The sequence below is a fragment of the Hydrocoleum sp. CS-953 genome (genome assembly GCF_002260545.1).
GTDB lineage: Bacteria > Cyanobacteriota > Cyanobacteriia > Cyanobacteriales > Microcoleaceae > Trichodesmium.
On sequence record NZ_LGSU01000219.1, the window covers coordinates 1 to 2,482 of the forward strand.

The following is a 2,482-nucleotide window of genomic DNA, read 5'->3' on the forward strand; positions in this document are numbered from 1 at the left end:
ATCATCATCCAGTCTATTAACCGGAACAACTGAATCACCATTTTTCTAGTATAACCCCGCTCATATAATAACCGCACTAAAGTTAATTTACTTTCCAGTTTAATGAGAGGATTTTTCCGAGTTTCCTTACTTTTTAAGTAAGCCATAATAATTACAGCAAAGGGATTATTACTTTCTGTCAAAAATTCCCAATTTTCCTCAAAGTATAACAATTTAACTATAGGAAATTTCAATTTTAATTGGCAACCCCAACGACTATTCAGTTATCAGTTATCAGTTATCAGTTATCATTTATAGCAATTCCCATACTGTTGAGGTACAAAATTCGTTTGTTTTAGGGAACAGGGAACAGGGAATAGGGAATAGGTAATAGGTAATAGGGAATAGGGAATAGGTAATAGGGAATAGAAAATAAATTAAAGATAGTTGTACCTAATAAGCTTGAGAAACGCTATATCAGTTATCAGTACCTCTATGGAATAGGGAGGCTTGAAATACTGAATTTATTTTTTTCATCCCTTTGAAAGGGGAGACTTGATACCTTATTTTTTGGTCATATTCTCCTGGAGTTGGATTTTCCATTTTATAAATTTTTTCACCTACCTACTTAGAGATATTTTTCATTATCAATTATCCATTATTAATTATTCACTAGCATCTTGAACAATTTTATGAAACTTTGGATAAAGAGTTTCATAACCTTTTTCCCAATCAATTTCTTGGTGAGCATCAGGAAAAAAGAAAGCCATCAATTCGGAAAAGTAAATATCTAATGCTTCTTTCCAAGGACTATCATTTCAGTTATCAGTTATCAGTTATCAGTTATCAGTACCTCTATGGAATAGGGAGACTTAAAATACTGAATTTATTTTTTTTCATCCCTTTGAAAGGGGAGACTTGAGACATTATTTTTTGGTCATATTCTTCTAGAGTTGGATTTTCCATGTTGTAAATTTTTTTACCTACCTACTTAGAGATAGTTTTCATTATCCATTATTAATTATTCTCTGCCAAGTCAACTCTATTTCTGGTGGGTTTGGAGACCAAAACCCTACATTATTTACTCGCCATCTTAATAAATTTTTCCCAGACTTACCAACAATTTCACTATCCATTCCTAAAGCTTTCCGAGGTGCAATAGTCGCCAAATAAATTCCCGTCTCAATATCACAAACTCCCCACTTCAGCAAATTATTAACTCCAACCAATAAAGGTAAAGTCGTTCCTGCTAAAGTTCCATCTTGTAATCTAACCGTACCATTTTTAACTTCTATTTCTCTAGTATCCCAAGGGTAAATTCCATCAGCTAATCCTAAAGGTGCTAAAGCATCACTAACCAAAAATATTCCCTGCTGATATTGACTTGCTTTCAACAAAATTTCTATCATTGTTGAACAGACATGATTACCATCAGCAATTAAACCGCACATAACCTCAGAATTTGTAATTGCTGCTCCTAATAAACCCGGTTTTCGATGATGTAAACTCGGCATCGCGTTAAAAGCATGAGTCACCATTGAAGCTCCTAATTTAAAAGCTACTTCTGCTTGACTTGCCGTAGCCTGAGAATGCCCTAAACTAACTGTAATTCCTAAATTTTTTAAGTATGGAATTACTGTTTCTGTACTGTCTAATTCCGGCGCCAAAGTAATAATTTTAACTGTTTGAGCATAATCGCCAATTACTTGTTTGACATTTTTGAGGGTTAATGGTAATAAATATTCGTTAGGATGAGCGCCCCGCTTTTCTGGATTCAAAAAAGGTCCCTCTAAATGTACACCCAAAATTTTTGCCCTTTCTTGCTGTAGAGGTTGAGAGGCCAAATTGTGGAATATTCGGAGCGATCGCTGAATATTATCTATAGAAGTAGTGACAATAGTAGGCAAAAAAGCGTCTATTCCTTGTTGCCATAAATATTGAGAAATTTCATCTATTTTGGTTATGGAAGTTTCATCTACTTCAGGAAAAGGTAAACCTAAAGCACCATTAATTTGTAAGTCAACTCCACCCAGAGAAACCCAGTCTTCTTCAACATCAATAGTGGTAGATGTGGTAGGCAAAAGTTTTTCAGTCTGAGGAATAATTTGTTCAATTTTGCCAGTAGAATTGATTAAAATTTCCTGTAGGTTTTGATAACCAGGAATTTTAGCGTTAATAATTTTAGTGGTTAAGTTCACGAGTTTAAATTTTAAATTACAGCTAGGAATATACAGTATTTTGTAACTTGATGAGGTAAAAAAATCTGGGTAACTATATAATATAAAAGAGTAAATAGAGATTACATTCAGGATTCGGCAGTTAGTAAGTTCAAATGAAATAGGATTACTAAAGTATGGAAAGACTGAAGTACAATTTCAAAGTATAGATTGAAGTACATGATATGAAATATCCGTAGCAAATATTTTCTATTGGGAAAAAACTTAATTGTTACAAATTCTGTAAAAATATACTTCATTACGTTGAAAAATACTCTATTATAATT

The 2,482-nt window shown here is 33.0% G+C and carries 1 protein-coding gene and 1 pseudogene; both read right to left on the minus strand.

What is annotated here, in order from left to right:
• Positions 1 to 212: pseudogene (locus AFK68_RS01855) on the minus strand (transposase); the annotation flags it as partial.
• 774 nt (positions 213 to 986) lie between these two features.
• The gene (gene nagA / locus AFK68_RS01860; RefSeq protein ID WP_094671183.1) at positions 987 to 2,177 is read right to left on the minus strand and encodes an N-acetylglucosamine-6-phosphate deacetylase; all 1,191 of its coding nucleotides are present in this window, start codon (positions 2,175 to 2,177) and stop codon (positions 987 to 989) included.
• Positions 2,178 to 2,482 lie beyond the last annotated feature (305 nt).